Origin of the sequence: Kribbella sp. NPDC050281, assembly GCF_040655855.1 — a bacterium.
Classification (GTDB): domain Bacteria; phylum Actinomycetota; class Actinomycetes; order Propionibacteriales; family Kribbellaceae; genus Kribbella.
The window spans coordinates 23,046-49,276 of sequence record NZ_JBFAKS010000058.1 but is presented as its reverse complement, the minus strand read 5'-3'; the positions used below and the strand labels follow the sequence as shown (position 1 = coordinate 49,276).

The 26,231-nt window shown below is 68.7% G+C and carries 26 protein-coding genes and 1 pseudogene; 12 read left to right on the top strand and 15 right to left on the bottom strand.

Translation table 11 applies throughout. The annotated features are described in order from the left end of the window. Positions 1 to 50: 50 nt before the first annotated feature. The 4 genes from AB0I34_RS40440 to AB0I34_RS40425 form a co-directional block, all read right to left on the bottom strand. Positions 51 to 818: a GntR family transcriptional regulator gene (locus AB0I34_RS40440; protein WP_360456705.1), complete on the bottom strand. Its 768-nt coding sequence runs from the start codon at positions 816 to 818 to the stop codon at positions 51 to 53. A gap of 130 nt (positions 819 to 948) precedes the next feature. Further along, positions 949 to 1,128 (bottom strand): hypothetical protein, encoded by a 180-nt coding sequence (locus AB0I34_RS40435; protein ID WP_360456702.1) that lies wholly within the window; start codon positions 1,126 to 1,128, stop codon positions 949 to 951. 106 nt (positions 1,129 to 1,234) lie between these two features. Next, entirely contained in the window at positions 1,235 to 2,395 is a 1,161-nt protein-coding gene (locus AB0I34_RS40430; protein WP_360456699.1) for an NAD-dependent formate dehydrogenase, read from the bottom strand. A 45-nt stretch (positions 2,396 to 2,440) separates the two neighbouring features. Beyond that, positions 2,441 to 3,412 carry a LysR family transcriptional regulator gene (locus tag AB0I34_RS40425; RefSeq protein WP_360456696.1) on the bottom strand — a complete coding sequence of 324 codons (972 nt, stop codon included), beginning with the start codon at positions 3,410 to 3,412 and terminating at the stop codon, positions 2,441 to 2,443. 198 nt (positions 3,413 to 3,610) lie between these two features. On the opposite strand from AB0I34_RS40425, the gene AB0I34_RS40420 reads away from it, so the two are divergent. Continuing rightward, positions 3,611 to 4,378 carry an alpha/beta hydrolase gene (locus tag AB0I34_RS40420; RefSeq protein ID WP_360456693.1) on the top strand — a complete coding sequence of 256 codons (768 nt, stop codon included), beginning with the start codon at positions 3,611 to 3,613 and terminating at the stop codon, positions 4,376 to 4,378. Here AB0I34_RS40420 and AB0I34_RS40415 read toward each other — a convergent pair. Continuing rightward, positions 4,360 to 5,439 carry an acyltransferase gene (locus tag AB0I34_RS40415; protein ID WP_360456690.1) on the bottom strand — a complete coding sequence of 360 codons (1,080 nt, stop codon included), beginning with the start codon at positions 5,437 to 5,439 and terminating at the stop codon, positions 4,360 to 4,362. The two genes, AB0I34_RS40420 and AB0I34_RS40415, sit on opposite strands and share 19 nt — an antisense overlap. Positions 5,440 to 5,564: 125 nt before the next feature. Then, positions 5,565 to 6,704, bottom strand: coding sequence for a DNA polymerase III subunit beta (gene dnaN / locus AB0I34_RS40410; protein WP_360456687.1), 1,140 nt, complete (start codon positions 6,702 to 6,704; stop codon positions 5,565 to 5,567). Between the two features lie 111 nt (positions 6,705 to 6,815). Between dnaN and AB0I34_RS40405 the strand changes: the two genes are divergently transcribed. Continuing rightward, positions 6,816 to 7,457, top strand: coding sequence for a TetR/AcrR family transcriptional regulator C-terminal domain-containing protein (locus tag AB0I34_RS40405; RefSeq protein WP_131364056.1), 642 nt, complete (start codon positions 6,816 to 6,818; stop codon positions 7,455 to 7,457). Here the strand turns inward: AB0I34_RS40405 and AB0I34_RS40400 are convergent. Beyond that, on the bottom strand, positions 7,444 to 8,010 hold the full coding sequence (locus AB0I34_RS40400; RefSeq protein ID WP_360456684.1) for an AAA family ATPase: 567 nt from the start codon (positions 8,008 to 8,010) through the stop codon (positions 7,444 to 7,446). The genes AB0I34_RS40405 and AB0I34_RS40400 overlap by 14 nt on opposite strands. 120 nt (positions 8,011 to 8,130) lie before the next feature. On the opposite strand from AB0I34_RS40400, the gene AB0I34_RS40395 reads away from it, so the two are divergent. Further along, positions 8,131 to 8,763, top strand: coding sequence for a class I SAM-dependent methyltransferase family protein (locus tag AB0I34_RS40395; protein WP_360456681.1), 633 nt, complete (start codon positions 8,131 to 8,133; stop codon positions 8,761 to 8,763). Here the strand turns inward: AB0I34_RS40395 and AB0I34_RS40390 are convergent. Next, positions 8,751 to 9,452: a hypothetical protein gene (locus AB0I34_RS40390; protein WP_360456678.1), complete on the bottom strand. Its 702-nt coding sequence runs from the start codon at positions 9,450 to 9,452 to the stop codon at positions 8,751 to 8,753. The genes AB0I34_RS40395 and AB0I34_RS40390 overlap by 13 nt on opposite strands. 134 nt (positions 9,453 to 9,586) lie before the next feature. On the opposite strand from AB0I34_RS40390, the gene AB0I34_RS40385 reads away from it, so the two are divergent. The 4 genes from AB0I34_RS40385 to AB0I34_RS40370 all read left to right on the top strand — a co-directional run bounded on the left by AB0I34_RS40385 (position 9,587) and on the right by AB0I34_RS40370 (position 12,410). Then, complete coding sequence (locus tag AB0I34_RS40385) at positions 9,587 to 10,720, top strand: histidine kinase (protein WP_360456675.1); 1,134 nt, start codon at positions 9,587 to 9,589, stop codon at positions 10,718 to 10,720. After that, positions 10,717 to 11,370: a response regulator transcription factor gene (locus tag AB0I34_RS40380; protein WP_360456672.1), complete on the top strand. Its 654-nt coding sequence runs from the start codon at positions 10,717 to 10,719 to the stop codon at positions 11,368 to 11,370. Before AB0I34_RS40385 ends, AB0I34_RS40380 begins: the two co-directional genes overlap by 4 nt. 123 nt (positions 11,371 to 11,493) lie before the next feature. Continuing rightward, positions 11,494 to 12,093, top strand: a complete 600-nt coding sequence (locus AB0I34_RS40375) for a TetR/AcrR family transcriptional regulator (RefSeq protein WP_360456669.1) — start codon at positions 11,494 to 11,496, stop codon at positions 12,091 to 12,093. After that, positions 12,093 to 12,410 (top strand): hypothetical protein, encoded by a 318-nt coding sequence (locus tag AB0I34_RS40370; protein WP_360456666.1) that lies wholly within the window; start codon positions 12,093 to 12,095, stop codon positions 12,408 to 12,410. The genes AB0I34_RS40375 and AB0I34_RS40370 overlap by 1 nt, the downstream gene beginning before the upstream one ends. A gap of 48 nt (positions 12,411 to 12,458) precedes the next feature. Here AB0I34_RS40370 and AB0I34_RS40365 read toward each other — a convergent pair whose 3' ends face one another. Continuing rightward, positions 12,459 to 13,034, bottom strand: coding sequence for a GNAT family protein (locus tag AB0I34_RS40365; protein ID WP_360456663.1), 576 nt, complete (start codon positions 13,032 to 13,034; stop codon positions 12,459 to 12,461). 99 nt (positions 13,035 to 13,133) lie between these two features. Here AB0I34_RS40365 and AB0I34_RS40360 point away from each other — a divergent pair, with 99 nt between their 5' ends. Next, positions 13,134 to 15,803: an AAA family ATPase gene (locus AB0I34_RS40360; RefSeq protein WP_360456660.1), complete on the top strand. Its 2,670-nt coding sequence runs from the start codon at positions 13,134 to 13,136 to the stop codon at positions 15,801 to 15,803. A 110-nt stretch (positions 15,804 to 15,913) separates the two neighbouring features. After that, positions 15,914 to 16,516, top strand: coding sequence for a dihydrofolate reductase (locus AB0I34_RS40355; RefSeq protein ID WP_360456658.1), 603 nt, complete (start codon positions 15,914 to 15,916; stop codon positions 16,514 to 16,516). 235 nt (positions 16,517 to 16,751) lie between these two features. On the opposite strand, the gene AB0I34_RS40350 is transcribed toward AB0I34_RS40355, so the two are convergent. After that, on the bottom strand, positions 16,752 to 16,877 hold the full coding sequence (locus AB0I34_RS40350; protein ID WP_360456655.1) for a hypothetical protein: 126 nt from the start codon (positions 16,875 to 16,877) through the stop codon (positions 16,752 to 16,754). A 161-nt stretch (positions 16,878 to 17,038) separates the two neighbouring features. On the opposite strand from AB0I34_RS40350, the gene AB0I34_RS40345 reads away from it, so the two are divergent. Next, complete coding sequence (locus AB0I34_RS40345; protein WP_360456652.1) at positions 17,039 to 19,516, top strand: tetratricopeptide repeat protein; 2,478 nt, start codon at positions 17,039 to 17,041, stop codon at positions 19,514 to 19,516. Positions 19,517 to 19,519: 3 nt separating this feature from the next. Here AB0I34_RS40345 and AB0I34_RS40340 read toward each other — a convergent pair whose 3' ends face one another. From AB0I34_RS40340 to AB0I34_RS40320, 5 genes are all read right to left on the bottom strand, one after another. After that, the gene (locus tag AB0I34_RS40340) at positions 19,520 to 19,795 is read right to left on the bottom strand and encodes a hypothetical protein (protein ID WP_360456650.1); all 276 of its coding nucleotides are present in this window, start codon (positions 19,793 to 19,795) and stop codon (positions 19,520 to 19,522) included. Positions 19,796 to 19,812: 17 nt separating this feature from the next. Next, positions 19,813 to 20,619, bottom strand: a complete 807-nt coding sequence (locus tag AB0I34_RS40335) for a hypothetical protein (RefSeq protein ID WP_360456647.1) — start codon at positions 20,617 to 20,619, stop codon at positions 19,813 to 19,815. Positions 20,620 to 20,720: 101 nt separating this feature from the next. Then, positions 20,721 to 21,962: an NAD(P)/FAD-dependent oxidoreductase gene (locus AB0I34_RS40330; RefSeq protein WP_360456644.1), complete on the bottom strand. Its 1,242-nt coding sequence runs from the start codon at positions 21,960 to 21,962 to the stop codon at positions 20,721 to 20,723. Positions 21,963 to 22,058: 96 nt separating this feature from the next. Beyond that, positions 22,059 to 22,754 (bottom strand): helix-turn-helix domain-containing protein, encoded by a 696-nt coding sequence (locus AB0I34_RS40325; protein ID WP_360456641.1) that lies wholly within the window; start codon positions 22,752 to 22,754, stop codon positions 22,059 to 22,061. 76 nt (positions 22,755 to 22,830) lie between these two features. Continuing rightward, positions 22,831 to 23,661, bottom strand: coding sequence for an LLM class flavin-dependent oxidoreductase (locus AB0I34_RS40320; RefSeq protein ID WP_360456638.1), 831 nt, complete (start codon positions 23,659 to 23,661; stop codon positions 22,831 to 22,833). Between the two features lie 275 nt (positions 23,662 to 23,936). Here AB0I34_RS40320 and AB0I34_RS40315 point away from each other — a divergent pair, with 275 nt between their 5' ends. Then, the gene (locus tag AB0I34_RS40315; protein WP_360456635.1) at positions 23,937 to 25,664 is read left to right on the top strand and encodes an ABC transporter ATP-binding protein; all 1,728 of its coding nucleotides are present in this window, start codon (positions 23,937 to 23,939) and stop codon (positions 25,662 to 25,664) included. Next, positions 25,558 to 26,172: pseudogene (locus AB0I34_RS40310) on the top strand (ABC transporter transmembrane domain-containing protein); the annotation flags it as partial. The gene AB0I34_RS40315 and the pseudogene AB0I34_RS40310, both read left to right, overlap by 107 nt. Between the last annotated feature and the right edge of the window lie 59 nt (positions 26,173 to 26,231).

Below are 26,231 nucleotides of genomic sequence, written 5' to 3'. Positions count from 1 at the left end.
ACCTTCCCGTGGTTGCGGGCGACCGCCTGCCTGCGGCCGGCCGCTTGTCGCTAGCCGGCGGTCCGGCGGCGCCGAGTCCGCGGCGCCGCCGTGATCGTGTCCGCGGGAACGTCGTCGGTCGCGGCACCGGTCTGGAGGTCGTGGTAGGCCTTGCGGGTGTGTTCGGTGTGCTCGCGCATGATCTGCGCGGACTTGTCCTCGTCGCCCTCGCTGATCGCCTTCACCAGGCGCGCGTGCTCGCGCCAGGAGGCGCCACCGCGGACGGGCGCGACCGGGGTGTAGTACCAGCGGACCCGGCGATCGACCTGGCCGGCGAAGTCCACCAGGAACCTGTTGCCGGACATCTGGGTGATCAGGCTGTGCAGCTCACCGTTGGTCCGGACTGCGCCGTCGATGTCGCCGGCGTCCTGGAGCGCCGTACCGACCTTGCACAGGTCCCTGAGCCGGGCCACGTCGTCCTTCGAAGCGTGCCGGGCCGCGAGCCGCGCGGACTCCGACTCCAGGGCGGCACGGGCCGCGAGCAACTGGTCCACCTCGTCCTCGGCGGGCACGTGCACCATCGCGCCGAAGCCCGGCCGGAGGTCCACCCAGCCCTCGTTGTTGAGCCGCTGGAGCGCCTCACGGACCGGTTGCCGGGACACGCCCAGCATGCCGGCCAGCTCGACCTCGACCAGGTGCCGGCCGCGCTCGAGGGTCCCGTCGATGATCATCTCGGTCAGGGCCTCGTAGACGGACTCACGCAGTGGCGTCGGCCGCTTGACGTGTCGCACACCGGCCGGTTCCGCCCCCGCCCCTGGGCCTGCGCTGATGGTGGTCATGAGGTCCTTCCCGGAACTTGCGCTGACAAAGGCATGGCACTTGGTAGACAGTCTACCAAGTGCCATGCCTTGGCCGGGCCTTCGGCACCGGCGTGGTCATGGGTCCTTCCATGACCTGACATGGCGACCCTTACGCAGCCGACTCGTCGGCGTGCGGGCGGTCGTCGTGAGCGGTGCGAGCCTGGTCGCCGGTGAGCTTCGCCAGCTCGGCATCCAGGTCGACCGGGGTGTTCAGCTCCTGCTGCAGCTCCGGGGCATCCGGGAACTGCGGACGAGCCGCCAGAGCGCCGAACCTACGGGTGAAAATCATCGCTGCCCTTTCCTTGAATTCTGGCTTCTGTATACATTCAACCAGTCGCACTCACCGGATATGCCCGTGTCTCACGTGATCCCGGTTACGTACGACGTGATGCCGCTTACACGCGGGTCGAGTACGAATGCGCTCCGGCACCAGCCAGTCGCCCACCGTCGACAATCAGGTACTCGTCGCGGATCGGCGTACCGGCGAACCACGACTCCAGGATCTCCCGGGTACCGGCGGCGTACCGGGTCTGGGCAGACAGGGTCGAGCCGGAGATGTGCGGGGTCATGCCGTGGTGCGGCATGGTCCGCCACGGGTGGTCGGCCGGCGCGGGCTGCGGGAACCAGACGTCGCCTGCGTACCCGGCCAGTTGACCGCTCTCCAGTGCCTTCACAACGGCGTCCCGGTCGGCGATCTTCGCCCGGGCGGTGTTGATCAGGTAGGTGCCGCGCTTCATCGTGCTGAGCAGCTTCTCGCCGAACAGGCCCTCGGTCTCCGGGTGCAGCGGCGCGTTGATGGTGACCACGTCGCAGTGCGGGACCATGTCGGCCGCGCTCGGGTGGAAGGTGAGGTTGAGCTCGCGCTCGACCGACTCCGGCAGCCGGTGCCGGTCGGTGTAGTGCAGGTTCACGTCGAACGGCTTGAGCCGGCGCAGTACGGCGGTGCCGATCCGGCCGGCCGCGACCGTACCGACGTGCATGCCCTCGAGGTCGTACGAGCGGGCCACGCAGTCGGCGATGTTCCAGCCGCCGTCCAGCACCACCTGGTGCGACGGCAGGTAGTTGCGGACCAGCCCGAGGATCATCATCACCACGTGCTCGGCGACGCTGATGCTGTTGCTGTAGGTGACCTCGGCAACGGTCATGCCGTGCTTGATCGCCGCGTCCAGGTCGACGTGGTCGGAGCCGATGCCGGCGGTGATCGCGAGCCTGAGGTTCGGCGCCTCGGCGATCCGCTCAGGGGTCAGGTACGCCGGCCAGAACGGTTGCGAGATCACCACATCGGCATCGGCCAGCTCCCGGTCGAGCACCGAGGCCGGGCCCTCCTTGTCGGATGTGACGACCAGCGTGTGGCCCTGGCTCTCCAGGAACTTGCGCAGCCCGAGCTCGCCGGACACGCTGCCGAGCAGCTCGCCCGGCGTGAAGTCGATTGCCTTCGGTGTGGGTGCGGTCTGGCCGCCCGGGTAGCCGTTGACGGTCGGGATGTCGTCCCGTGCGTACGACGTCGGATGGCCGTCGACGGGATCGTCGTACAGGACGCAGATGATCTTGGCCATGATGTGGAATCTCCTTGTTTGGAAGGGACTTCCACAGTTGCCGCGTCATGGTCCGACGGTCAAAGACTTGCTCGCTATGTCGAGATAGCCAGAACCCATCAAGTGCACGTTGAGTAGATCGTCGAGAGCGGTGTGTACGGCGGCCTGCCGCGCGACGTCGAGGAGCGCGCGGGCCAGCACGGGTTCGGGGCTGCGGGCCGCGATCACCAGTCCGACCCGCGGCCCGTGCGCAGGACTCTTCAGCGGTACGACGCGCATGCCTTCAGGCACACCGAACATGTGCAGCCAGGCGTGGGAGATCACGGTCGACCAGTGGTTGCCGTGCAGGTGGCTGTAGAGGCCGGAGACAGTGTCGCTTTCGATCGCGGGAGAGGCGGTGACGCCGTCGTCGGTGAAGTAGCCGTTCATGATTCGGCGGTTGCGCATGTCGGGGGAGAGCAGACACAGCGGCAGTGCGGCCACCTGCGCCCAGGTTGCCACCGGCAACTCACCCAGCTCGGTGTGCTGTGGGGTGAGGAGCAGGTACCGCTCCTCGTACAGCGGGGTCTTGCGGACCTGGCCCAGCGTGTCGTCGTCGAGGTAGGTCATCGCGACGTCGAGATCGAACTCGGCCAGCTTCTGGGTGATGTCGCGCGACGACAACGACTCGAGTGTGACCCGGGCGCTGGTGTGCCGCTCGCAGAACGGGGTGGTCAGCAGTGAGACGACAGGCATCGCGGTCGGGATCGCGCCGAGCCGGAGTGTGCCGGTCAGACCGCCGCGCATCACCGACAACTCGTGCCGGAGCGCATCCTGCTCGGCCAGGATCCGCTGCGCCCACAGCAGCACCCGCTCGCCTTCGGGAGTGAGGCCCTCGAATCGGCGACCGCGCCGGACGATCGGTACGTCGAGCTCCTGCTCGAGCTTGCGGATCGCGGCGGACAGCGACGGCTGGGAGACGTAGCACGCGTCGGCGGCTCGGGCGAAGTGCTTCTCCCGGGCGAGGGCGACGAGGTACTCCAGCTGGCGGAGCAGCATCAGGAACCCATCGTGCGGTGGACCGCATACCAGCCGTCTGTATACATAATCCAACTGTAGTGAGGTGGGTCGGCCGCGGATAGGGCTCGGGCCTGCCGCTAGTGTCCTGTGATGTGGATCACAGTTGATGGGGTGTCTCTCCACGCTGTCTTCGTTCGACGGATTGGCAGGGATCCCAAACTGAGGAGGGGTGTGGTGATGGAGAAGGTCACCTCGCAGGACGGCACCGAGATCGCGTACGACACCTACGGCAGCGGGCCGGTGCTGGTGCTCGTGGCCGGCGGGTTCACCGACCGCGCGCGGTACGTGCCGGATGCCGAGGCGCTCGCGTCGACGTTCACCGTGGTGAACTACGACCGGCGTGGCCGCGGCGACTCCGGCGATGCGCCGACGTACGCCGTTGAGCGCGAGTGGGAGGACCTCGATGCGGTCCGCTCGGCGACCGGGGCGCGGTTCGCCTGCGCGTACTCGTCGGGTTCGATGGTGCTGTTCCAGGCCGGACTGCCGTTCGAGAAGCAGGCGGTGATGGAGCCGCCGTTCCGGGTCGAGGGAGCGCCGCCGGCGCCGGATCGGTACATCGAACGGCTGCAGGAGTACGTCGCGGCCGGGAACCCCGGCGGTGCGGCCGAGTTGTTCATGGTCGAGGCGGTCGGCCAGCCGAAAGAGGTCGTCGATCAGATCCGGGCGACGCCGATGTGGGCCGGGCTCGAGGCGATCGCGCACACGCTCGTGTACGACGGCCTGCAGATGCGGGACAGCGCCGTACCGACCGAGCTGTTGTCGACAATCGAACTGCCGACACTTGCGCTGTACAGCAATGACAGTCCGGCGTGGCTGCAGGACTCGGTCAAGCAGACCGCCGCAGCGCTGCCGAACGGCACGGTGGAGGGGCGTGACGGCTCGTTCCACACGCTTCCGCCGGAGACGCTGGCGCGGGTGCTGACGGACTACTTCGTGACGGCGTGAGCCGGCTCGCGACGGGCGCCGGGTAGGACGCGCTGGAGCAGCCGCTTGAGGCGGGGCGCCAGCGGCTGCTCGACCCCGTAGTGCAGGGCGGCCGCGACGCCGACCATCGCGAGCATCGTCGCGGCGACCAGGAGAACGTGGTTCACCTGGTCGCCGAGCCGTTCGAAGACGATGAACCCGATGTGCGCGTGCACCAGGTAGAGCGGGTAGGTGAGTGCGCCGAGGACGGCGAACCACGGCCGCCCGAGCCGATGGGTCCACTTGAGCGCGACGGCCAGCATGACGGCGAAGATCACCACGATGATCGCAACGACCGCCGGCCGGTGGATCTCGGTGTGGTAGCGAACGCCGACCCGGTCGCCGAATCCGATGCCACGGTAGATCGCGTTGCCGAGCGAGACGGCGACGATCAGCAGGGTCTGCGGCGTCGGTCCGTACCGGTGGATCAGGCACAGTGCCATACCGGCGATGAAGTAGTGCGAGAACTGGGTGTTCAGCACCAGGTCGGTTGCATGCGGCAACAGACCGGCCTGGAAGACGAACGTCGCGGCCAGCCACGCCCAGAGGAAGATCGTGACCCGGCGGCGGGTGATGCCGATCCAGGTCAGGAGCAGGATCGTCGCGTAGAACCGCACCTCGGCCCACAGCGTCCAGTAGACGACGTCGACGTTCTCGATGTTCGGCAGCGAGTTGAACATCGTCAGGTTGGCCAGGTACTGCGGCAGCGACACCGGGAACCGGCCGTGGCTGAGCGAGACCGACACGATCGTGGTCAGCGTGACCGCCACCCAGTACGCCGGGTAGAGCCGGACGGCCCGGGAGACGACGAAGGACCGCGGCGTGCGGTCCCAGGCGCTCAGCAGTACCACGAACCCGCTGATCGTGAAGAACAGATCGACACCGAGGTAGCCGTACCGGGCCACCACGTCGGCATGGGGGAACTGCATCGCCGACAGGCCGCCGGCGTACGCCGAGAACAGGTAGTGGTACGCCATCACCGAGACGGCCGCGAGGATCCGCAGCAGATCGATCTCGTGCAGCCGGGCCTTCGGCGAGTCCACAGTCGTCCTTCCAGCTGGTGGCGCGGGGCACCACCACTAGACCGCATCGACCGCCGCCGATCGTCAGTCCATAGCCTGATCCGGCGTCCTACTTACGGATGATTGCCATCGGCATCCGGTCGACATCAGGTCGGCAGCCGCATCGGCATCAGGATGTACGCCGAGTCGCCGGTCGGAACCTGGTCGGGAGCTCGCAGACCGGTCAGGTTCGCAGGCTTCATCGGCTGGGTGAAGGCGAAGTGCGCGATCGGCATGCTCAGTGAGGCGAGCGCATCGAGGAGATAGCCCGCGTTGAACCCGGTGGACACCGGATCACCAGTGATTGTTGCCTCCACCGACTCCGATGCCTGCGCCTCCTCGCCGCTCCCGGCGTCGAGAGTCGCCGTACCGTCCGCGAAGTTGATCCGGACCGGGGTGGTCCGCTCGGCCACCAGCGCGACTCGCTTCACCGCCTCGACCAGCGAGGCCGTGTCCACTTGGACGGTGCTGGTGATCGCGGACGCGGTCGGGATCAGGCTGCGGACCCTCGGGAAGTCGCCGTCGATCAGCCGGCTCGTCGCCCGCCGGCCGCCACCCTCGAACCCGATCAACCCGTCCCCTGTGCGGGTTGAACCGAGCGCGAGAGTGAGATGGTGGCCGGCCATCGCCTTGGCCACGTCGTGGAGCATCCGCGCCGGCACCAGCGCGTTCGCCTCCACGGTCGGGTCGGCCGGCTCCCACTCGATGACGCGGAGCGCCAGCCTGTATCGGTCGGTGGCCAGCAACGAGATGGTCGAACCGCGGAGCTCCACCCGGATGCCGGTGAACACCGGCAGCGTGTCGTCACGGCCGGATGCGCTCACCACCTGGGCGACGGCGCGGGCGAATGCATCCCCGTTGACCACCCCGCTCGCGCCGGGCAGCTCGGGCAGCGCCGGGTACTCGTTGAGAGGGAGGGTCTGCAGCGCGAAGCGCGAACTCCCGCTGACCACCTGGACGCGGGACGCGTCACCGCTCAGATCCACCGAGTCCCTCGGCATGCTGCGGCAGATGTCGGACAGGAGCCGACCCGACACCAGGACCCGCCCGCCGTCCGCCACCTCCGCAGGCACACTCACCTGCGCGGAGCTCTCGTAGTCGAACCCGGACAGCGTCACCTGACCGTCTGCCGCGTCCACCACCATGCCGGCCAAGATCGGCACACTCGGCCGGCTCGGCAGCCCTTTCGCCACCCATCCGACCGCCTCGGCCAGCACCTCACGAGCAACCCGAACCTTCACACCCATTCCTCCCCACGTCGAAGTACGACTCAATCACCCGGCACCGACAGTTCCTGCGACCCTCGACTTACTCTGTACGCTTACGGTGTAAGTGCAACGGTCGGCGAGAGGATCGGAATGGCGGTACGGCGCGAGCCACTGAACCGGGAGCGGGTCCTGCGGGCCGCGATCACGCTGGCCGACAAGGAGGGCCTGGACGCGCTGACCATGCGCCGGCTCGGCCAGGAGGTCGGCGTGGAGGCGATGTCGCTCTACAACCACGTGAAGAACAAGGACGACATCCTCGACGGCATCGTCGACCTGGTGCTGACCGACATCGACGTACCGCCCGCCGGGACGGACTGGAAGAAGGCGATGCGGCGGCGGTCGATCTCTGCGCACGAGGTGCTGGTCGCCCATCCGTGGGCGGCGATGCAGATCATGTCCCGGTACAGCATCGGCCTGGGCATGACGCGCTACCTGGACGCGACGCTCGGTCGGCTCCGCGAGGGCGGCTTCACGATCGAGGGCGCACTGGATGCCTGGCACACGCTGGACAGTCACCTCTACGGGTTCACCTTGCAGCAGCTCAACCTGCCGTTCGCCGCGGACGAGGCGTCGCGGGTTTCGGCCGACGTACTGCCGGGATTGTCCGCCGAGGAGTTCCCGCATGTCGTGGAGGTGATCGGTCACGTGATGCGGTCCGGGCGGGTGGAGGACTTCGAGTACGGGCTGGATCTGATCCTGGACGGTCTGGAGGCCGGCCTCAACGGAAGCTGATCGCTTCGAGCCGGTTCGCCTGGTCGCGATCGAGGACGACGGCGGAAGCCGCGCCGGGGATGACTTCGGCGGGGTCGGCGACTGCCTGGTCGAGGAGTTGCGGCCACCGGCGGCAGTGCGTGGCCATGCTGCCCTTGCGTACGACGCGTCCGCGCGCGTGCTGCCCGTCGCGGGCGAGGTCATCGGGTACGTCGAGCAGGAGCAGGTGCACTGTCCTTCCGGTCTGGCGGGCCCTCCAGCCGATGAGGCGTCGTACCCACGGACGGGTCGCGCAGTCGTGCACGACCAGGGGACCGGTGCGCATCGCGTTGAGCACGATCGCGTAGTACGTGAGATGAAGGAGCGGCCGCCACCAGGGATAGGGGAGGACGCCGAGGACCGGCATCCAGCGATCGCGGAGGCGGCCCGAGTCGTACACGCGGTCAGTGTGTTCGGGGAACAGCCGGTCGAGGAGTGTGCTCTTGCCGGCGCCTGGAACGCCGGCGAGCACGACCACGGAGTCGCTCGGGTACGTCAGCTCCTCGGCCGTCATCGTGTCGGCGGTACCTGTCATGCTGTCGTCCCTCGCCCGGCGGACTTTCGTCCGTCAACGGAGGTGAGACGGGCAGGGTTCCGCGATCGGCCCGTGATTGCACTGAGAACTTGATAGGAAGTTCCTGAGAGGAGCGAGCGCATGGATTGGTCCGCCTGGCATGACGAGTACGACGACCCGGGGTCGGTGCTGTCCCAGCGGTTGAAGGTCGTGCAGACACAGCTCCGGGCTGCCCTGGAGGACTGCGCTGCCGGACCGCTGCGCATCGTCAGCCTGTGCGCTGGCCAAGGCCGCGACGTACTCGAGGTCCTGGCTGACCATCCACGCCGCGGCGACGTCCATGCCCGGCTGGTCGAGCTCGACCCAGAGATCGCCGACGGCGCCGCCTCAGCCGCTCGCGCCCTCGGACTCGATCAAGTGGAGGTCCGGGCCGGCGACGCCGCCCTCATCGATCAGTACGCCGGTATGGTCCCGGCAGACATCGTGCTGGCCTGCGGAATCTTCGGCAACATCAGCGACGAACACATCCAGCGCACGATCGCCGCCCTCCCGCAGCTGTGTCGCTCCGGAGCTCCCGTGATCTGGACCCGCCACCGCGACAACCCCGACCTGGTGCCGCAGATCTGCTCCTGGTTCGAGTCGCGCGCCTTCGAACGCCTCTACCTCTCCGAACCCTCAGCCGGATTCGGCGTCGGCGTCCACCGCTACACCGGCACCCCTGAACCCCTAATCCCCGGCACCCACCTCTTCACCTTCCGCCGCTACGAGCCGTGACGCCGCCGGGACTCCCGTGGAGCCGACGAGGTGGCCGGCGCGATGCCGCGGGTAATTGGACGAGTCGGTCGACTGACTGCGTCGCGGCGTACCGCGCGGATGGCCAGTGCCCAGGCGGCCATCATCGGAACCGTGCCGGCCCCCGCGGACAGCACACTGCCTAATGCGATGTCCAGCGGCAACCAGCCAAGCAGCAGCGCCGGGACGAGCCAAGGCCGGAAACCGTCGCGAAGCAATGCGATACCGAGCACCAGTGAACCGACTACCGCGAGCAGGAACCCGGGCAGGCCCGCCACGACATAGGCGATATCCAGCCTGATCCAGAAGAACCCGAACAGGCCGAGAGCCATCAGGGTCAGGCCGGGTAGGGTCAACCGCCAGCCCAGGCGCTCGAGGCGTCCCGGACGCCGGCTGTTTCGGACCAGCACCGCACTGACGATGGTGGCGGCGATCAGGACCGGCCATCCCTTGCCGTACATGCGGTAGACCGTGTCGGCGTCCGCCCAGTCGAGCAACGGCCGCAATGTGCGCGCGGTGGGCTCGGCCCAGCTCCGGACGACGCCGCTCTCCAGGTCCTCCTGCCCGTCTGGTGTCGCGAACCGCGCCAGCGCGTGCAGTGGCGCCAGCACGGCCGCGATGCCCACCGGCACCCATGCAATCTTCCTGATCAGCCGATGTTCGTGGTCCATCTCTGCCTCCCCGGATCGGATCTTTCGCGTCGACCGTAGGTCCGGTGCGGCGTTCTCGGCGTCGGCTCCGGGATTGGCCTGTTCTCCAACCTGGGTTTGACCCGCCGAGCGGCAGGCCGATCTAGCATCGAAGCGTGGGGTGGGGACTTCCGCCGTCGCTGCGCGAGGCCGCAGTGCCGGTCACACTGGGCGTCGTCGCCACCGCCGAGCTCTTGGCTCTCGATCTTCCGGGCACGGGCGCGGCGCTGGCCATCGACTGGATCGCCTGTGCGTTGTTAGTGCTGCGTCGGCGGTTTCCTTTGGCCGCCTGCACGCTCGCGGGCCTCGTGCTCATCACCCCGGTCGTCGGTCGTGTCGACGATGCGGCCGCGCCCATCTTGATCCTCGCGCTGGCGACCTTCACGGTGGCCCGGAGGGTCCGTGGCCTGCGGGCGCTGATGCCAGTCGTGCTGTTTCTCGCGGCTCTGTTCTGGGGCTATCTCCGGCTCGATCGACCGCTGGATGTCGCCGACCTGGTGTTCGTCTCGGCCGTCGTGCTGCCGCCGTACGCGTTCGGTCTGCTGATGCGGTCCCTGGACGAACGGAACATGAGGCTGGCCGAGCAGGCCGAGCTGCTCGTCCGCCACCAGGAGATGGTCCGGCGGGAGGCGATCGCGGCCGAGCGGACGCGGATCGCGCGCGAGCTGCACGACGTCATCGCCCACTCGGTCAGCGCGATGGTGGTTCAGGCCGCTGCCGCTCGCGACCTGGTACGGCGGGATGCCGACGGCGCGGAGGCGGCGATCGACGAGGTGACGACCGCGGGGCGCGAGGCGCTCGGCGAGACGGGCAGGTTGCTGCGGCTGATCCGCGACACCGACGACGAGCTCGGACTCGCGCCGGAGCTGGGACTCGACCGCCTGCACGACCTGGTGGACCGGTTCCGGCGCAGCGGCCTGCAGGTCGATCTCACCGTCGAAGGGCGGCTGGACACGTTGCCGTCCGGCGTCGATATCTCGGGCTACCGGATCGTGCAAGAGGCGCTGACCAACGCCCTCCGGTACGCGACGGACCACATGGCGTCGGTCCGGGTCACCCGTTCGCCGACGGCACTGCTGATCGGCATCGAGAACCGCGCCTCCGGTGTGTCGGACAGCGCCGGTGGGCTCGGACTCCTCGGCATGGCCGAACGTATCGCCGTGTTCGGCGGCCGGCTCACGCACAGTCTGACCGACGACGGACGCTTCGTGCTCACTGCCAGCCTGCCGCTTGTGCCGGAGGTCCGATGATCAGCGTCGTGATCGCCGATGACCAGGACCTGGTGCGGTCCGGGCTGGCGCTGGTACTGCAGGCCCGCGGCCTCGCCGTGCTGGCGGAGGTCGCGGACGGTAGGCATGCGATCGACGCCGTACGGCGTACCGATGCAGACGTCGTTCTGATGGACATCCGGATGCCCGTACTGGACGGCATCGGCGCCACCCGCGAACTGACCCGGCTCGGTTGCCGGACCAAGATCCTGATTTTGACCACGTACGACCTGGACGAATACGTCTACGATGCGCTCCGGGCCGGTGCCGCCGGGTTCCTGCTGAAGGCGACGCCGCCCGATGTACTGGCCGCCGGCATCCGCACAGTGGCCGCAGGCGACGCGCTGCTCGCGCCCGGTATTACCAGGCGGCTGATCGAGGAGCACATCAGCAGACCACCGCCTGTGCGGGGGGTGCCGGCGGCGCTGGTGGCGCTGACACCGCGGGAGGTTCACGTGCTCACGGAGATCGCACGCGGCAGGTCGAACGGCGAGATCGCCACTTCGCTGGTCGTCAGCGAGGCGACGGTGAAGACGCACGTGAACCACATCTTGGCCAAGCTCGACCTCCGCGGCCGGGTGCAGGCCGTCGTCCTCGCCTACGAGACAGGGCTGATCAGCCCGGGCCGCTGACAGCTCAGCGGCCAGCTCGGGTCTGGCGATCGGGGGTCGTGCACGCGCGCGCCTACAAGAAAAAGAAGTGCAAGTCGGGGTGCTAAAGTGAACGAAACGGTTTCGTTCACTTTGGGGTGTGATGTGACGAGTGAGGACGGGCGTCGGGGGCGGGGTGAGGTGCGGGAGGAGGCGATTCTCGGGGCGACGTTGGGGTTGCTGGCCGAGATCGGGTACGACCGGATGAGCATGGATGCGATCGCACTGCGCGCCCGCGCGAGCAAGGCCACCATTTATCGCCGCTGGTCGGGTAAGGCCGAACTGGTCGTGACCGCGGTCGAGCGGCATACCGGGCAGCGGATGATCGAGCGGCCGGATCCGGGGAATCTCCGTGCTGACCTGCTCGGCACGCTGCAGGCGATGCGCGACGGATTGACCGAACAGGACGCCGGACTGCTGCTCGGTCTGCTGACGGCGATGCATCACGACGAGGACCTGGCGCGGACGGTGCGAGCGCGGATGGTCGACGACAAACGGCAAGCGTTCGACCCCGCCATCGATCGCGCGGTCGCCAGAGGTGAGTTGCCAGCCGCGATCAACCGCGCGCTGCTCGCGGAGCTCAGTTCGGCGATGCTCTTCTCGCGTGCGTTCGTCACCGGTGAGCCGCTGGATGACACGTTCCTGACCGGCCTCGTCGACGACGTACTGCTCCCACTCCTTCGCCATCAGGCGGGTGACGTCTGATGCTGACGACGGTCCTACTCGCGCTCGTGGCCGGCTTCTTCGTCGGCAACGGGCTTCCCTACTACATGCTCGGCAGTACCGGAAAGACCAACCCGACGCCGTTCGGGCAGTCCGCAGCGGTGAACGTCGTGGTGGGTTGGGTGGCGTTCGTGATCGCAGCGATCTGCTGGCAATATGCCCACGTGTCCGGACACCCACTGGCCGGGTACGCCGCCGCGGCCGTCGGCCTGCTGGCCGTCGGAATCATCCACGCGCGGAACTGGCACAACAACCCATGGCGCGATCGCACCCTCTTCCACCGAAAGAACGCGAGCTGATACTCACCACCATCCGAGTTCGCGGACCAAGGCGGCGATCGTCGACTGCTACTGCCGCCATTCGTGGGCGAGGAGGCCGTAGAGGACGAGGTCGCGTCGTTCGTTGGGGAAGACTGCGGCCTCGCGCAGTACGCCTTCCTGGGTGAAGCCCATGCGCTCGGCCACGTTCCGGCTGCGGGTGTTGTCGACGGTGGTGCACAGCCCGATTCGGAGCAGGCCGAGCGGCCCGAAGGCGTGATCGAGTACGGCGGTGACGGTCCGGCTGACCAGTCCACGGCCGACGAAGTCCGTGTCGAGCCAGTAGCCGATCTCGGCGGACCGCGCCTGACGGTCGATCTCGAGTTGCGCCCAGCCGACCAGGCGCCAGCCGTTGTCCGCCTTCACCGCGATGGACAGCGGCAACAACGATCCGTCCAGCCAGCCCCGCCCAGCCTCCTCCAGGTTCGCGCGCGTCTCCTCGAGCACCGGTGGTTCCTGGTACGCGTCCCCGAACCACTGCGCCAGACGTTGATAGTTGGCCTCGACCAGAGCGAAATGCGCCTCCGCGATCGCGGCCGTGCGTGGGATCAGTACGGCGTCGTCGCCTAGCGGCCAGGTGAATTCCGCAGCGGTAACAGTGGACACAGCTGCTCCGATCGCAGGGTTTGGTGGGGTGCCCGGCAGGATTCGAATCGGCGATCATGCTCGCACATGTGGGCCAGTTGGTGGGGTTACGCTGCTGCGGTGCTGGTGGGGCGGGCAGTTGAGCGGGCTTCGGTCGAGCGGGTGCTCGCCGAGGCCGGTGACGGCCGGTGTGGGTCGTTGGTGGTGCGGGGTGAGGCCGGGATCGGCAAGACCGCGTTGCTCGATCACGCGGCGGCTGCTGCTGACGGTATGCGAGTACTGCGGGTTGTCGGCATCGAGTCCGAGGCGGAGCTTCCGTTCGCCGGTCTCCAGCTGATGCTCGCCCGTTTCGCCGATCGCTTCGACGCGTTGCCCGGCCGCCAAGGTCAGGCACTGCGGACCGCGTTCGGCGCGAGCACCTTGCCGGGTGGGCCACCGGCCGTCGGCGCGGCTGTGTTGACATTGCTCTCCGACCTGGCCGAGGAGCAGCCACTGCTGTGCCTGGTCGACGATGCGCACTGGTTCGACCGGTCCTCGATCGACGCGCTGCTGTTCGCCGTACGGCGCCTGCACACCGACCCGGTCGCAATGATCTTTGCCGCGCGGGACGGCGACCGACCGTTCCCTGCCGCAGGGCTGGACAGCATCGCGCTCCAGCGACTCGATCAGCCGGACTCTAGTCGGCTGCTGGCGAGCGTTCGTACGCTGCCGCGGGAGGCAGCCGAGCGCGTACTCGCGGAATCCGAAGGGAACCCGCTGGCCATCCTGGAGTTGGCGGCGAGCGATCGTGCAGATCGTCCGTCCGCGCCAGTCACCCCGCTGCCGGCCAGTGGACGCTTGGAGGAGCACTTCCGTCTGGAGGTTCGCGCACTGCCGGAGAACGCGCAGCGAGCGTTGTTGCTTGCCGCCGCCGACCACACCTCAGAGCTCCCAGCGTTCTCGGCCGCCGCCGCGTCTCTGGGTCTGGCCGCCGCGGACCTCGAGCCGGCCGAGCAAGAGCGACTCGTCCGGGTGACCTCCGACTCCGTCGAGTTCCGGCACCCGCTGATCCGGTCTGCGGTCTACCAGGACGCGCCGTTCGCCCAGCGAGTGGCCGCGCACGAAGCGCTGGCCGACTCGTTCTCGGATCCACGTTATGCCGACCGGCGCGCCTGGCATCTCGCCGCCGCGGCCGGTGGCACCGACGACCTGGCCGCGGCGGAACTCGAACGCGCCGCGCTCCGTGCGGTCGGGCGCGGCGGCCCGGCGTCCGCGGCGCGAGCGCTGGAGCGGGCCGCACAGCTCAGCAACGACCGCGCCGACCGCGCCAGGCGTCTTGTCGGAGCCGCGCGAGCGACGTACGACGCGGGCGGGCTCGATCATGCGGCGGAGTTGGCCGCGGCCGGCGGCACGCTGACCAGACAACCCAGCGAACAGGCCGAAGCCGCTTGGATTCGAGCCCAGGTGGCGTACGAGCGCGTCTCGCCCGCTGAGGCAAGTGCGCTGTCCCTCGCCGCCGCAGTACCGATCCTGTCGACCGACCCGGACCGTGCTGTCTCCATCCTCGCCGAAGCGACGTGGTGTGCGCGCGACGCGGCCGATCCCATCCTGCTTGGTCGTTGCGCTGAGCAACTAAAGTCGATTCACGGTGGCCTGGCCGAGGCGTTGATCGGCTTCACCGACCTGTTGCTCGGAAACATCAAGCCCGCGGTCGCGTCGATGCGGACGCTGCTGCCTGCTGCGCTCGAGCTGGACGCCACGCTCGACCGGCTGACGGCCGGGTACATGGCCGTGCTCATCGGCGAGGACACCTTGGCGCTCAAGCTCCTCGAGAGCCACGTCGCCGCGTTGCGCCTGGACGGAGCGCTCGGCTGGCTGCCCTATGCGCAGGAGCCACTCGCGCTCGCGCAGTTGGTGACCGGCCGCTTCCAGGACGCGGAAGCGACGGTGACCGAAGCGATCGAGCTGGCGACCGACCTCGGTCAGGACCTACAGGTCGTCGTACTGACCTCGATCTCGGCCTGGCTTGCCGCAGTTCGCGGTGATGCCTCAGCCGAACCGCAGGCAGACTTGGTGCTCGGCGACACAAGGCAGCACCGGATGTCGGCAGCCCTGGTGACGTGGGCCCTTGCGTTGGTCGATCTCATGGCCGGTCAGCCCGCTGACGCCCTCGACCGGTTGGAGCGAGTCTGCGACGGCCCCGCCGGACGGGACGTGGCCGTGCGCGCGATCCCCGATCATGTCGAGGCCGCCGTACGGGCAGGTGAGACCGATCGCGCGCAGCGGTACCTCCCGGCGCTGATCGAGTGGGCGACAGAATCGGGCAACCCCGCGGCAGAAGCGCTCGTACTGCGGTGCGAGGCGTTACTCAGCGAAGGACCCGACGCACAGCAGGCGTTCGAGGCGGCGCTCCGTCTCGAAGGGTGCGGACCGTACGACCGGGCGCGAACTTCCCTTGCGTACGGCGAATGGCTGCGACGCAATCGCCGGCGTACGGCGGCCCGGGCCCGACTGACGGAGGCGCTCGGTACGTTCGAGCGGATCGCGGCGTACGGCTGGGAACGACGCGTCCGCACCGAGCTCACCGCGCTCGGCGACACCGCTCCCGAGCCGGCGGCCGGTCCCGGTGGTGTCAGCCAGCTGACCCCGCAGGAGTTGCAGGTCGTACGCCGAGCCGCGCAGGGCATGAGCAACCGGGAGATCGCGGCCGAGTTGTTCCTCAGTCCGCGCACCGTCGGTCATCACCTGTACAAGGCATACCCCAAGCTGGGTGTCAGCAGGCGCTCGCAGCTCGCCGGACTGACGCCATGACTCATCGGCACCGCCCGTCGCGTACGCCGGCACCAGTCATCTGACAGATTCGGAGCGGGCTGTCCTGCTCCTAACGTCAGGTCCAGTACCTGCACACCAGGGAGGATCTGATGGCTAGAACGATCATGGGAGCGATTGTCTCCTTGGATGGCTACATGGCCGACGACAGCGACGGAGTCGGTCCGCTGTTCGACTGGCTGGGCAACGGGGACGTGAGTTGGTCGTTCGAAGGCAGCGACGCCACGGTCAGCACCACCCAGGCGTCGGCCGACTTCACGCGCAACCAGTACAAGGGCATCGCGTGCGTCATCATCGGCCGGCGCCTCTTCGACCTCACCAACGGCTGGGACGGCGTACCGGCCGCCGGTGAGCACGTTTTCGTGGTCACGCACGAACCACCGAAGGACTGGGAGCATGCCGGTACGGCGCCGTTCACCTTCGTCGGCAGCGTCGAGGAAGGCATCAAGGCGGGGCGGGAGTACGCCGGTGAGGACCGCATCGTCGACGTCGCCGCCGGTCAGATCGGCGGACAGGCCTTGCGGCTCGGCCTGATCGACCAGGTCGTCGTCAACCTCGTCCCCGTGGTGTTCGGCTCGGGCCGCCCGTTCTGGGCGACCGGTCCGCTGTCCGAGCCACTCATGCTCGACAACCCGTCGCAGATCGTCCAAGGCGACCGCGTCACACACCTCGTGTACGACGTACCGAAGCGCTGAAGTCCACACGGCGAGGCCGGCGGCCTGGAGGGGCGGCCGCCGGGCCTGCGTTCCGGTCAGCGCAATCGGTCGGATGGTAGGACGGCCACGGTCTCGGGGGCGTGGACCGTGGTGTCGCGGTCGATGCGCCAGCGGCCGCAGGTGCAGTGCTGGTACCCGATTGTGCCTTGGCTGGTCCGGTGCCGGGACTTGGTCGTCCAGTGGTGGGCGTGGGTCAAGATGCTCAGCGGTGCCATCACGGCGTCCCGTGGCTGGTGGTCGGGGCGATCCACTCGCGGTCGGCCATGGCCGGTGCGGTGCCCGCCGCGGCCGTCAGGGCGACGAGGGCGGCGATCCCCGCCAGGATGCGGGCGATTCTCATCTGTCCTCCCAGGCTGGTTGTCGTCCAGATCGACTCTTCACCGCGGCACGCACCGGCCCCAGGTCGCCGACCGGACATCTTGCGGACACTTCCGGCCGGCCTCACCGCGGTGGCAGCCGATCGTGACCTCCCGCGCCCTAAACTGCGACGGGGAGGCAGGTGTGACCGGACCTCGACCGTCGACCTTCGGTGAGCTGCTGCGTGGGTGGCGGGAGCGAGCGCTGCTCACGCAGGAAGAACTCGCGCAGCGATCCGGTCTCGATCCACGGACGCTGCGGCGCTGGGAGACCGGAGAGTCCGTCCGGCCGCGCGGCAGCTCCCTACGACTGGTCGCGGAGGTTCTCGAGCTGACCGACGACGAGTCGGTCGAGCTGGCGGCCGCCGCACGCGGAGCGACGCTCACGGTCCCCGACAGGCCACACCAGTTGCCGCCGGCCCCTTCGCATTTCGTCGGCCGGCACGAGGAGTTGGCCGCCTTGCACGCGCGCGTCGCCGAGGGCCGGTCCGTCATCGCTGTCGAGGGAATGGCTGGGGTCGGCAAGACGGCCTTCGCGGTCCAGGCGGGCCGGTTGCTCGCGCCGGACTTCCCCGACGGCCAGATCTTCATCGACCTGCACGGGTTCAGCGTCCGCATGCACCCGCTCGAACCGGACCAGGCGCTGGCCCGGATCATGCGGGCGCTGGGTGTGCCGGGCGACCAGCTCCCGGTCGACGTCGAGGAGTGCGCAGGCCTGTTCCGCAGCCTGGTCGCCGACCGACGGCTGCTCTTCGTCTACGACAACGTGGCCGGCGCCGGCCAGGTCGCGCCGCTGCTGCCGGCCACCCCGACCTGCCAGGTCCTCACCACCAGCCGCCACACGCTCGCGAGCCTCGACCGGGGCGCAACCATCCGGCTCAGCACACTGCTCCGGCCGGAAGCCATCGACCTGTTCACCCGCGCCTCGGAGTCCACGGGACCGAGGTCCGATCAGCTGACCGAGGTGGTCGAGCTCTGCGGCCGTCTTCCACTCGCGCTGCGGATCGCCGCGGCCCGGCTGCGGTCGCGGCCCTCGTGGCAAGTATCCGACTTGGTACTGCGGTTGCAGGAGCAGCGTGCCGCCGTACTCGACCGGCTCGATGACGAAACGCTCGGAGTGTCCGCCGCCCTCGACCTGTCGTACGCCGCGCTGGACGAGCCGACGCGACGCGCGTACCGGCTGGTCGGTCTGATCCCCGGGCCGGATGTCGATCTCGGCGCGGCCGCGGCGCTGTTCGGCACCGGCGATGCCCCCGCCCGCTCGGCGCTGGAAGCCCTGCAGGACCTGCACCTGTTCGACGAGGGGCCGGCCGGGCGCTACAGCATGCACGACCTCACCCGGGCCGACGCGGCCCGGCACGCCCAGGCCAGCGAGACCGCGCAGGAGCGGTCGGCTGCGCTGATCAGGCTCCTCGACCACTACTGCGCATGGGCGAGTGCTGCGATGGATCTGGCGCATCCGTACACCCGGAGCCGCCGACCGGATCCGCCGTACACGGTGGACCCGCCGGACTGGACCGCCGACCAGGCGAACAGCTGGCTCGACACCGAGCTGCCGAACGTGGTCGCCGGCGCCCTTGCGGCCCGCGAACTGGAACTGCATCGGTACGTCGGCGACCTCGCCGGTCTGGTGCACCGGCGGCTGATCATGCGCGACCGGCTCGGCGAGGCCGACGTACTGCATCGATTGGCGCTGGAGTCCGCTGACGATCTGGGCGACCGGGCCGCCGCAGCCAGGGCGCACGGCGACATCGGCCGAGTACGGCGGCGCCAGAACGACTACTCGACCGCCGCCGACCACTTCGCCCAGGCGCTGTCTCTGGCCGCCGCGGAGGGACTGACTCTGGTGGAGGTCGAAGCGCACATCGGGCTGGCTGCGACAGTGCAGTACGGCGGCAGCCCAGTGGATGCCGACGAGCACCTCACCCGCGCACTGGGGCTGGCGGAGGACGCCGGCGACGAACTGGGGCAACTGGAGTCGCACTCCACTGTGGCCCATAGCCGGTTGAGCGAGGGCGCGTACCGGACGGCCGTGAGCCATTTCGACCAGGCACTGGCGCTGGCCCGACGAGTCGGCTACCGGGCGCGGGAGGTCGACGCCCTGATCGGCCGTGGCCGAGCCGACGCCGAGCTCGGCCGAACGGCCGCCGCCGTGGAGGGGTTCCGTCTCGCGGTGGCGCTGTCGCGCGAGGAGGGTCTACCCATCGGCGAGCTCGCCGGCATGTACAACCTGGGCAACGCTCGTCGCCGCAGTGGCGACGCGTCGTCCGCGCTGGACTCCTACCGCGAAGTGCTCGCGGTAGCGGTCCGCACCGGGAACCGGAACTGGCAGTACGAGGCGCACCAGGGAATGGGGCGCGCGTACGTCGACCTCGGCGACGGCCGGTCCGCGCTCGAGCACCACCGGCAGGCTCGACTCCTCGCTGAGCGGCGGCGACTGAGCGCCGATCTCGCGCGGGCCGAGGACGGCCTCGGTGCGGCGTACGCCGTCCTCGGCGACCCGGCCCGGGCTAGGCAGCACTGGCAGACCGCCCTCGCCCTCCTCACAGAGCTCGGCGTGGACCACACCGACGACCCGGAGGCCAGCCGGGAGGCGATCACCGAGAAGCTCTCGGCCAACTGACGATCAGCCGGCGGCCGGGCGCTCCGGACCAAGCTGCCGATCGAGAGTCTCAGCCCAATCCTGATCGGCAAGCCCACCGCTGATGAGGACATCACGCCAGTCGATGGAAGCCTCCTTGATACCCCACTGAATCTTGCGGATGTCGCCTTGGGCAGCCAGCACGATGGCTGTCTGGACGCGTTCGGAGTCGGCCCCGTTCGCCAGGAGCCGCGCGACTTCTTCCGCCGACCCAGGCGCTGGGAAGTCGACGGCGACCCTGCGCTTCAACCGCGCTGACACGGGTAACACGATGCGTGTCATCCTCCTTGACCGGCTGTGGCGATGAGGGACAAGAGTGCCACCGCGAGCATCAAGCCGGCGACGACGTACGCAACGACGGTCGCCGATATCGCCAGGGCGCGGCCGCTGGTCTGGCCATGGACCTCGCGGAGTCCAGTGCGGGCAGAGCGGACCGCCGCGGCGCTGACCAGCGCTGCGGGCATAACCGGGAGGAAGAGGCCGGCGGCGTCGAATGACGGGTCCGAATACGCCAGCGCGTACATCGCATCGGACGCGGCCCAGAGCACCAGCGGCGTCATCAGAGCCAGCAAGATGGCCGCCAGAGCTGCCCGCGACCACCGCCGTGGCCCATCGCCTGTCGAAGTGCGCACCGACAGGCGACCCAGGAGGCGGCCCGCCGCCAACCACGCCACCACACCAAAGGCGAGCAACGCGACGAACGACCACAGGGCTGCGTAGTTTCTCTCGTACGAGTCCGAAGCCGGAGTCGTCTCCAGTCCGGGCTTGAAGTTCGGCTGCGCCTGAACTGGATCGTCCACGTCGAAGGCTTGCAACTCGGGTGCCGCGCCGACCGCCTGCCCGCCTACCTCCAGGTCGATGAGCGTGTTGGCCGGCCGCTGACCCTTGAGCGGCAGCGCTGCGACACCGTCCCGAACCGGGACGTCGACCATGACTGGCGCGCCCCCGGCGGCGCGCAGCGGCCAAGCACTGACCGGGCGCGCGGCCCCGTCCTGCTCACTGTCGTCCGCGCGCGTGCAGGCTCCGCCAAGCAGCACCATGACCCCGCTGGCGATCGCCACGAGCCCGCGAATCGGCCACCTCATCCCACCCCGCGCCACGATGCCCTCCCAGCACGGATGACGGCCCAGGCGCCGCCTACCGCCAGTAGAGGACGCGAGGCCCCACCTGTACAGGTGCGAGTTTCTCAAACGGGCTGGTGGTGTGACTGTTTGCGGGCGATCGATCGGGCCACGATGGCGGCATCCTCGCCGACGCCGAACAGCACCGAGGACTTCCGCTTGCGCAGGAAGTGGACGCCGCAGAAGTACAGGCCCGGGACCACCGTGCTTGCACCGTTGTCGGTGAGCGGGAAGCCCATGGCGTCGAACGCAGAGAACCGCACCCAGCGGGCGTAGTCGGGGCGGAATCCGGAGGTGAGAATCACCGCGCCGAACCCGTTGAGGTCCAACTCCAGCGGCGGATCGGCGTGAAACGGCGGAGGGTCGGGCAGCTCGGGTGCCGTGATCCCCTTGGTGGGGAGTTGCTCGGTGAGCAGTTTGCGAATGTCGGCGTACCGCGCATCGCCGAAGGCGACCGAGTCGGCCAGGTCAGCGGCGAAGTACGCCCGATGGTCCTCGACCCCAGCCAGGTGGCCCATGAGGTTTACGCCCATCGCTTGCAAGGTGCGGTAGTGCAGGTCATGGCCGCCTCGTTGGCCGGTCACCAGCAGGTTGGAGCCCAGCCGAGCCTCCGGTGAGGGCAGGGCGCTGAGCGGGGTGTCGAAGAATGTGGTCTCTTTCAGCCAGCTGACGATGTCGCGGCCGCCGGTACGCCGCGGCAGCCACGGCGCCCGTCCGCAGGCCAGGAACACCTCGCGGCCCGCTTCGTGCAGCTCCTCGGAGAGTTGGCAGCCGGTCTGACCACTTCCTACGACGAGGACCTTCCCCGGCGGAAGGGCTGCGGGGTTGCGGTAATCCCGGGCACCGACCACGGTCACGTCGTTCGGGATCCCAGCCGGAACCTCCGGGTGGTGTGGTCGCTGGAAGGCGCCCGTACACACGACCACCGACGCGGCCCGCAGCTCGCCGGCCGACGTGCGGAGGAGGAACTCGCCGTTGGCTCCGGGCTCGAGGCTGTCCACGCCGACGCCCTCGCGAACCGGCGCACCGAAGCTCGACGCGTACCGCTGGAGGTAGCGGACGATCTCGTCGCGCGGGACGAAGCCCTCCGGGTCGTTGCCGGCGTACGCAGCGCCCGGCAGACTCATGGTCCAGTTCGGCGTGACCAGGCAGAAGCTGTCCCAAAGACCCCGCCAGGTTTGACCGACCCGGGCCTGCTCCAGCACCAGGTGATCGATCCCGAGAACAGTCAGTTCGTAGCTCACCGCCAGGCCCGCCTGGCCGGCTCCGACCACGACCACTGCGAACCCGTTCGACACTTCCGCCATCACGCCTCATTCGCCGTACGGTCAAGAACACGCGCAGCCTCGATGCTGCCGCCGGCGGGAGCGCACAAGAAGTGCAGTGTCTGAACCCGGCCGGCTTCAGTCGACGGTGATGACTTGCCGTGCGGCGTGTGGGTCGACGCGGCGCTTCCAGGTGGGGAGTGCCCGCGCCAGCGCGCGTGGGCCACGAACCTCGATCGCCCCGCAGCGCAAGGCGTCTACCCACTCGAGCTCTCCGAGGTCCCAGCGGGCGAACGCCATCGGATCGCTCACCACGACCACCAGATCCTCTTCTCCGCCGGGGTGCTTCTCGCAGATCTCAGCGTCGCCACGCTCGATCAGCAGCCAGCCACGACTGCCAGGCCCCGACACCGTGGGGTAGTCGAACCGGACCAGGACCCGGTGGCGGGGAAGGCGGCCGCGGTCGAGGTGACTGTTCACCCAGCCCCACAGCACCACGCCCGGATGCGCATGCTGCGGTGTCAGCTCCGCCCACTGCGATCCCCAGTGCTGCAGAGCCAACATGACCTCCGACAGCTCCCGGCCCGCTTGGGTCGGCTCGTACGTCGAGCCCGGACCGTCGGGCTTCGGACGGATCTCGAGGACCCCGGCGCGCTCCAAGTCCCGCAACCGCTTCGACAGCAGGCCACGAGACAACCCCGGAGCGCCGTCGGCGATCTCGTTGAAGGTCCGGCAGCCGATCAGGACGATGTTGCGCAGGATGATGAACGACCAGCGCTCGGCCAGCAGTTCGGACGCCCGCGCGATCGGGCAGTACTGCCCGTAGGTCCTCACCCATCCCAGCCTGTCACCGCAGTGCGACCCCCACCAGTGCAAATACTGAACCTTCGACCACAGGAGTTTCCCCGGGTCATCGTCCGGTCAGTTCGGCGACGACAGGAGCGAGTGTGTCAACGGCGTTCGCGCCGATGACGATGTATGAGAAGCCACCCTCCTCACGTCGTCGCAGGATTTCTTCTTTGGCTGCCGTCGGGTCACTGGGAAGCACCAACAGCGAGTCCGCTGCGCGCAACGCGGCAGGGTCCGTGTCGGGGGGTGCCATGAACGGCGAGACCTCGTCGCCGACAACCGCCACGTGATGCGCCAGTTCGAGGTCTCCGAGTGCGCGAAACTCGGTTGCCAATCGCACTATGTCGGCCCGAGAGTCGCCCGGCATCGTGGCGAAGGTGACCGTATCCGCCAGGTCGGCCGCCAGGGCTTGGGCCTTCGGGCCACGCACGGCCATGACCACCGGCGTACGGAGATCCGGGCCGTCGAGTTCTCTGAGCGACGTAACGGCGTCGCGCACCTGAGACAACCGCTGGCCCGGTGTCACCACCGGAAGGCCCAACTCACGCAGTTCGTCCTCGATCCCGGGCCTGCCGACGCCGATGCCCATCTCGAAGCGACCCTCAGTAAGCACCGACAATGAGTGCGCCTCCCAGGCCAAGCTCCAGGGCGTGCGCAGCGGAGAGGCATACACCCACGTACCTACCCGCAGGTCGGCGAGAGTCGCCGCGACAGCCAGCGTGGGACCGGGCGCCGGCTGCCACTGCTGAACGTCGGGCATCAGGAGTGTCGAGAAACCGCTGTCGGCAATACGGCGCACCTGGTCTCGCCACGCCGGCAGATCAGTTCTGATCGGAGCAAGAACACCGAATCGGAATTTCCTTGCTCCGCCGGTCGCCCTGTCGTCGGTCATCGTCGCTGTCCTCTCAATTCATGTCGGCCGAGCCCTGTGGCCCGGTCTCTACATGACATCGAACGGGCTCGGACAGATCCGACAACCACACGCCGCCGATCTCACGAGGCTCAGGGTGGTCGGCTGCGAGTTGTTGACTGGAGATCGCGTTTGTGAATCCGATCACAAATTCGTTTCCCCGGTTGATGCATTGCTGCGAGGATCTGCGCATGGCCAGCGGCGGTGCACGGCAGCGGAGGTGGCGGACGGCTGCGGTTCGCGAGTGGCTGGACAGGATGACCGAGACGTGGATCCCGCCGGCGCATCGTGATCTGACCAGCCCCTGGCGCTTCCTCTTCTGGCTTACTCGATCGCAGCCGCGGCGGGTCGCGACGGGTGCGATGTTGGGCACCGTCTGGATGGTCGGCTTGGCGGTGCCACCGTGGGTGCTGTCCCGTGCGGTGGATGACGGACTTGTCGCCGGCGATACTGCCGCCCTCGTCGAGTGGGCTGTGGTCCTGCTCGTGGTCACCGTGCTGAACGCGCTCTTGGGGATCGCTCGGCATCGCACGATGACCAAGATCCGGATGGACGCATCGTTTCGCTCGGTCCGGGCAACGGTGTGGCACACGTCCCGCTTGGGTGCCTCGCTGACGCGTCGCGTGAGTGCTGGGGAGGTGGTGACGGTCGGCATCGCCGACGTGTACACGGTTGCGATGGCGCTCACCGTCACTGGTCCCGGCGTCGGCGCGGTGGTGGCTTACGCCGTCGTCGCCGTCGTACTGTTCACGATTTCGCCGTTGCTGGCCGCGGTGGTTCTCGCCGGAGTTCCGCTGCTCGCTGTGGCAGTTGGCCCGTTCCTGCAGCGCATCGAGCGCACCGGCGGCGAGTATCGCGTGCACCAGGGGCAGTTGACGACCCGCCTGGTCGATGTCCTGGCCGGGCTACGAGTGCTGAACGGCCTCGGTGGGAAGGGGGTTGTCGCCGAGCGGTACGGACAGCAGTCGCAGGGACTGGTGCATCGTGGCTACCGGGTCGCCGGGCCCTCGAGTTGGGTCGGCGCATTGTCGACAGGACTGCCCGCGCTGTTCCTGGCCGCGGTGGTGTGGCTCTCGGCGCGCATGGCTGCGACCGGCGCCATCAGCATCGGAGACGTTGTCGCCGTCTACGGCTACGTTGCCGTTCTCGTCGTGCCGGTGTCGGCCTTCATCGAGGGCGGAGGTGACATCGCCCGTGCGCGGGTGGCCGGTCAACGAATCAGCGACCTGCTCAACCTGCCGGTGACACGCGACAACGACCGCGACGCGGCGATCATCCCTCCTGACGGTGGGCCGTTGGCCGATCCACAGTCGGGGGTCGTGATCTATCCCGGACGGTTCACTGCGCTGGTCGCTGCTCGCCCCGCGGAGACAGTCGCCGTGGTCGAGAGGCTTGGGCAACTGAGCACCGATCCCGAGGCCGGTGCGACCTGGGCCGACGTACGGATCGATGATGTTGCTCGCAGCGAGTTCAGGCGCCGGTTGGTTGTCGCCGACAACCACGCCGAGGTGTTCGCAGGCACGGTCCGCGACATTGTTGCGGGACGCCTCGAGCCTGACGACGACCGAATCCGTGCGGCCCTGCACGCCGCCGTGGCCGAGGACGTCGTGGACGCGTTGCCCGGCGGTCTGGACGCATCGATCGCTGCCGGCGGGAGTGACCTATCTGGTGGCCAACGGCAACGGATTCAACTCGCTCGCGCCATCTATGCCGCACCCGAAGTCCTGCTCGCCGTCGAACCCACCTCGGCGGTCGACGCCAACACCGAAGCAGCCATGATCGACCGGCTCCGCGAAGCCAGGCGCGACTCGACCACGGTGATCACCACGACGTCACCGCTGGTTCTGGACCGCGCCGACGAAGTCATCGTCCTGGTCGATGGTCAGACGTCGTCAGTCGGGACACACGCCGAACTCCTGCGCAGCGATCGCGGCTATCGAGACCTGGTATCCCGTGCACAGGGCGATCAGGAGGACCATGAGTAGGCAGCTGCCGATCGCAGGCACCCCCGAGGTCCGTGCAGCGGCGCTCCGCGACCTGCGCGCAGACCGGGGTGCCGTGGTCGGGATCGTCTGTGTCAACGGGCTTGCCGCCGCAGCTGGGCTGGTAGGTCCGTGGCTGCTCGGCCGAATCATCGACACGATCCAAGCCGGTGGCAGTGACGTGCTCAGCCGGGTGGACCGTCTCGCCTTCGGCGCATTGGTGTTCACGATCGTGCAGACAACCCTGACCTGGTGGGCGCTCAAGATCGGCTACCGGTTCGGCGAACGCACAGCGGCACGGGTTCGAGAACGATTCTTGAAGCGCACCCTGGCCTTACCGCCACGAGTCGCAGACCATCTGCCCACCGGCGACCTGATCGCCCGCGGAAGCACCGACGCATCCGTGGTGGCCATGACCTTGCGGTACGCCGTACCCGAGGTCCTCGTCGCCCTCGTCCACGCCCTGTTCCTCGTCGTCGCCGTTGTCGTCCTGGATCCATTGCTGGGACTGTGCGGGCTCGCCTGCCTGATCGGCGTCGCAGCGGCCGTGCGGTGGTACCTGCGACGCGC

Coding starts and splice junctions, on each gene's coding strand:
- AB0I34_RS40440 (WP_360456705.1), bottom strand. CDS start 818: ATGACCACCATCAGCGCAGGCCCAGGGGCGGGGGCGGAACCGGCCGGT.
- AB0I34_RS40435 (WP_360456702.1), bottom strand. CDS start 1,128: ATGATTTTCACCCGTAGGTTCGGCGCTCTGGCGGCTCGTCCGCAGTTC.
- AB0I34_RS40430 (WP_360456699.1), bottom strand. CDS start 2,395: ATGGCCAAGATCATCTGCGTCCTGTACGACGATCCCGTCGACGGCCAT.
- AB0I34_RS40425 (WP_360456696.1), bottom strand. CDS start 3,412: ATGCTGCTCCGCCAGCTGGAGTACCTCGTCGCCCTCGCCCGGGAGAAG.
- AB0I34_RS40420 (WP_360456693.1), top strand. CDS start 3,611: ATGGAGAAGGTCACCTCGCAGGACGGCACCGAGATCGCGTACGACACC.
- dnaN (WP_360456687.1), bottom strand. CDS start 6,704: ATGGGTGTGAAGGTTCGGGTTGCTCGTGAGGTGCTGGCCGAGGCGGTC.
- AB0I34_RS40405 (WP_131364056.1), top strand. CDS start 6,816: ATGGCGGTACGGCGCGAGCCACTGAACCGGGAGCGGGTCCTGCGGGCC.
- AB0I34_RS40400 (WP_360456684.1), bottom strand. CDS start 8,010: ATGACAGGTACCGCCGACACGATGACGGCCGAGGAGCTGACGTACCCG.
- AB0I34_RS40395 (WP_360456681.1), top strand. CDS start 8,131: ATGGATTGGTCCGCCTGGCATGACGAGTACGACGACCCGGGGTCGGTG.
- AB0I34_RS40390 (WP_360456678.1), bottom strand. CDS start 9,452: ATGGACCACGAACATCGGCTGATCAGGAAGATTGCATGGGTGCCGGTG.
- AB0I34_RS40380 (WP_360456672.1), top strand. CDS start 10,717: ATGATCAGCGTCGTGATCGCCGATGACCAGGACCTGGTGCGGTCCGGG.
- AB0I34_RS40370 (WP_360456666.1), top strand. CDS start 12,093: ATGCTGACGACGGTCCTACTCGCGCTCGTGGCCGGCTTCTTCGTCGGC.
- AB0I34_RS40355 (WP_360456658.1), top strand. CDS start 15,914: ATGGCTAGAACGATCATGGGAGCGATTGTCTCCTTGGATGGCTACATG.
- AB0I34_RS40350 (WP_360456655.1), bottom strand. CDS start 16,877: ATGAGAATCGCCCGCATCCTGGCGGGGATCGCCGCCCTCGTCGCCCTG.
- AB0I34_RS40335 (WP_360456647.1), bottom strand. CDS start 20,619: ATGAGGTGGCCGATTCGCGGGCTCGTGGCGATCGCCAGCGGGGTCATG.
- AB0I34_RS40330 (WP_360456644.1), bottom strand. CDS start 21,962: ATGGCGGAAGTGTCGAACGGGTTCGCAGTGGTCGTGGTCGGAGCCGGC.
- AB0I34_RS40320 (WP_360456638.1), bottom strand. CDS start 23,661: ATGACCGACGACAGGGCGACCGGCGGAGCAAGGAAATTCCGATTCGGT.
- AB0I34_RS40315 (WP_360456635.1), top strand. CDS start 23,937: ATGACCGAGACGTGGATCCCGCCGGCGCATCGTGATCTGACCAGCCCC.